At 37.2% G+C, this 4094-nt stretch carries 3 protein-coding genes and 1 pseudogene; all 4 read left to right on the top strand.

The genetic code is table 11. The annotated features are described in order from the left end of the window. Positions 1 to 800: pseudogene (locus WEIDD23_RS08045) on the top strand (DUF262 domain-containing protein); the annotation flags it as partial. Between the two features lie 16 nt (positions 801 to 816). Further along, positions 817 to 2562 carry a DUF262 domain-containing protein gene (locus tag WEIDD23_RS08050; protein WP_010370833.1) on the top strand — a complete coding sequence of 582 codons (1746 nt, stop codon included), beginning with the start codon at positions 817 to 819 and terminating at the stop codon, positions 2560 to 2562. A gap of 201 nt (positions 2563 to 2763) precedes the next feature. Then, positions 2764 to 3165, top strand: coding sequence for a (deoxy)nucleoside triphosphate pyrophosphohydrolase (locus tag WEIDD23_RS08055; RefSeq protein WP_010370830.1), 402 nt, complete (start codon positions 2764 to 2766; stop codon positions 3163 to 3165). Next, a partial coding sequence (locus tag WEIDD23_RS08060) for a DEAD/DEAH box helicase family protein (RefSeq protein WP_156469608.1) occupies positions 3165 to 4094 on the top strand: 930 nt, incomplete at its 3' end. The genes WEIDD23_RS08055 and WEIDD23_RS08060, both read left to right, overlap by 1 nt.

A 4094-nucleotide genomic window follows, 5' to 3' on the forward strand; every position in this document is an offset into this window, starting at 1 on the left:
AGGGTAAGAATTTCTTAGATGATTTGGTTGAACTTGTACATGCCTATGATGTGCTAGAAAATCCGTGGAGTCCGGTTGCGAACAGAGATTTATTTAAAAATAGCATGTTACATGCAGAAATAGACATACTGGATAAAATGAGCGTAAAGCTGTATTATCCAATATTCTTATCAATGCGGAAGCAACGGTTTGATGAGCAACAAATCGCGCAAGTTCTGCATCAAGTGATTTCAATCTTTGTACGACACCGAACAATTCTGAATAACGGAACTAACACGTTGGAAAACGGGTTTGCGACAACGGCAAATAAGATTTATCGGGGTGAGCTAACTAATGTTGACGATATAAACGCAGACTTGAAGCGTCCTGTTATGCTACATTCTGATGCAGATGTTCTTGCTGCCTTTTCGGTTTTGTCTAAAGAAGGTGGAAAACGTGGGCAAAAGAAGTGGGCGCTTACGTATTTATTGAGTGAGCTTGCATATGCAAATAGTGAGGAGAACTACTATGAAGATGTTTTCCGAGAAGACAAGTATGAACTAGTTCGCATTGCGGAGTTAAATAATATTAATGATGATGTAGATACAGATCACGAGTCCCGAATTGGAAATTGGACGCTAATTGAGAAAGCGTACAAGTTTGATGAGCGCGATATTGATGAAAAATATCAAGCGTTACATGGGTCGTTGTTCCCAGGAAACAATTATTTGGCTGAGCAAGTTAAGCAAGGTTGGAATAACGATACAGTAGAAGCTAGGCAGAACGAAATGAATAATAAAGTTGTCGTGATTTGGCGATGAGACGGGGAAGTTAAGCATGGATATTACACCAAAAACATTGCCTTTAGCATCTGTTTTTCAAATTGGCGCTTCAAATAAATATATTGTACCTGTATATCAGCGCCATTATTCTTGGCGGGCAGAGCAGATTGAAACTTTGTTCAATGACATTGCTAATGAAGATAGTGGATACTATGTAGGAAATTTACTGATTAATACTGAAGAAGGACATGACAGTATTATTGATGGGCAGCAGAGACTTACGACGCTTAGCATGCTTTTATTAGGTCTTTATTCTAATATGAAGTCTATTGCTAATAAACCAGAAACTTCTGAAGACATCAAGGCGTTGTTGTATCAAGACATCGGTGATATAAAGAGACAATTATTGGTGGATAGCAATATTGAAACGCCTAGATTACAACTACTAGACAAAGATCAGGAAATTTTCAAAAACTTGCTGCAGCAGTTGGAGGGGCAAAAAATAGTTCCAGGCTATGGGAACTATGCCTTTTTTAAACGATATAAGTACATTGAAGATAATTTGTTATCGGATATGACGGCGCATCAACTACATGATTTCTATCAAAATAAGCTTAATAAAATTGAACTTTTACAGATTTCTGTTCCAAATCTAAATGATGCATATCAAGTTTTTGCAAGTCTAAATAGTAAGGGCGTTCCGTTAACGCCACTGGATCTTTTAAAAAATATCTATTTATCAAAGCATGGAGATGCTGTTAAGTGGCAAAAACTTTCTGACGTGTTTGTAACTGATAACGACCAACCGGATGAGCAAAAAATGACTCGTTTTGTTCAGAATAATTATGATGCATTTGAAACAGAATCGGTTTCAAGTTTGACAAAAGGAAAAATTGTAAAATCATATCAAAGGCTTTTTGACAAGAATGGTGCAGAGTATATAGATAAGTTAATCGAACGAGCTAAGGTATATATGAAAATTGATACTGATAGCCCTGAATATACATACTCACTAGCAGGCTTGGCTAAACTAGACGCTACAACTAGTTATCCCTTTTTATTAAACGTTTTAGTGAATCAGGTGGAGTATCAGATCGATGAATCTCAAATTGACCAAGTAATTAGAATGGTTATTAACCTATTTATTCGTCGAAACTTTGTGCTTACACCAAAGGCTTCTAACTTAAGAAGCGCCTTTAATGGAATGCGTAAAGACATTACGGATAATAAATTTAGAGGTGAGAATCTAGTGTCGTATATCGCACGTAAGATTAACGTTATCATGCCTAGCAACCAGCAATTTGAAAATGCTTTGAATGAAGGGATTTACGATAAAAACGTGCATACAACACGATTTTTGTTAATTTCTCTCGAAAGAAAGTTTGGAAATTATTTTCATAATGGGAACCCGGATTCTCTGGATGACTATAAAGGCAACAAGTTGCGTTGGTCGATTGAGCACATTTTGCCACAAGGAAATCTGCCAAAATATTGGGTTGATATAATTGGAGATGGTAATGAATCTGTAGCCGAAGAGAATCAAAGGAAAAACGTTCATAGGTTAGGCAACTTGACGTTAACACCATATAATTCAGGGTTAGGGCAAAAGACCTTCCAAGAAAAATTATTGTATAAGGATCCAAGTAATGATGCTAAAGTTGGACTGACTTTACCATTGTTTTTAAACGATTCAATTCAAAAGAATGTAAAAGAATTCAATATAGAGTCTATCGAACAAAGAAACAACGAGTTGATACAAAAAGTACTTGAAATAGTTCCATCTAAAATTGAAGCTAATTAATATACCAGTATACTGGTATATTAATTGGTCAGAGTTGCTCAAATAAAATAGAATTGTATATTTATCAAATGGTGCGACTGTGCGTGAACAGGTAGTACCAGATTTGATTAGATTTTTACCTTAAAAGATTGGATGTTTCGTCCAATCTTTTTCTATTGCTGCTAAAATGAATACAGGAATATGACACGAGAGGTAATCGATATGACAAAGCGTATACCAGTTGTTGGAGCGGCAATCATTGAAAACGGAAAATTACTCGCGGCTAAGCGAACAGAAGGACGTTCATTAGGTGGTTATTGGGAATTCCCAGGTGGAAAGATTGATTCGGGTGAAACGCCAGAAGAAGCTTTAAAGCGTGAAGTTTTTGAAGAGTTCGGCGCTAACGCAACTATTTTCGAAAAGATCGATGAACCATTTGAAAAAGAATATGATTTTGGCGTTGTGGTGCTTGAAATTTTATACGCACGTTTAGACTCAGAAATAACCAAAACAATTGAACATGAGGAATTACGCTGGGTTTCAGAACAAGAGGCTTTGGAATTAAGTTGGGCCCCTACTGATGTGCCAGCAATTAAAGAATTGGTTGAACGGGGTTTTAACTAATGGCAACTAAAGAAGAGCTTAGAGCTGGAGCGGAATTTGGCTTTATTGACGATGGGGTTGAAGCGCAAGAACGTTATCAGCCAATGTTGCTAACAAATCAGGGTGGAGACACGGTTCTTGACCATCTGTACGACGAGTTACAGACAACTCAGGGATTTACTTTTGCAGTGGCGTTCGTCACTGAAGGTGGACTAATCGATATTAAAAGTACATTGAATGATCTGGCTAATCGGGGCATTCGAGGTCGACTAATTACGTCTAACTATCTTGATTTCAATCAGCCAAAAGTTTTTAAAGAGTTGCTAAAGTTACCCAATGTAGATGTTCGAATTATTAATGAGAATGGTTTTCACACCAAGGCATATTCTTTTAATCATGGTGACTACACATCAGTCATTATTGGGAGTGCAAACTTAACTCAAACAGCTTTAAAAAAGAATTTTGAATGGAACTTACGTGTAACATCCACCGATCAGGGAGATATTACAAAGCAAATTCAAGAGAGACTTGATGACTTATGGGATCAATCTGTGCCGCTGACTGAGAAATGGATTGCTGAATATTCTGAGCACTATCAGGAACGCAAACCCGAGTTCAGAATTGATCGTTCTTTTGTGGATAATTCAGCAGAAATTACACCAAATAAAATGCAGGAACCAGCTTTGGAAGCTCTTGCTGACTTGCGGCAACGCGGTGCAAGAAAAGGGTTGGTAGTTTCAGCTACTGGAACGGGTAAAACATATTTGGCAGCTTTTGATGTAAAACAGTTTAATCCAGATCGGATGTTGTTTGTGGTGCATCGTGAGCAAATTTTGAAGAAATCGATTGAAAGCTTTAAAAAAATATTAGGCGGGTCGGATTCAGACTATGGACTGTTATCAGGGACTCAAAAAAATTACGATGCAAAGTATTTGTTCGCAACTGTTAAT

This window comes from Weissella sp. DD23, from assembly GCF_001579105.1.
Classification (GTDB): Bacteria; Bacillota; Bacilli; order Lactobacillales; family Lactobacillaceae; genus Weissella; species Weissella cibaria.

Excerpts from the sequence above, each read along its gene's own strand:
- WEIDD23_RS08050 (WP_010370833.1), top strand. The coding sequence starts at position 817 with ATGGATATTACACCAAAAACATTGCCTTTAGCATCTGTTTTTCAAATT.
- WEIDD23_RS08055 (WP_010370830.1), top strand. The coding sequence starts at position 2,764 with ATGACAAAGCGTATACCAGTTGTTGGAGCGGCAATCATTGAAAACGGA.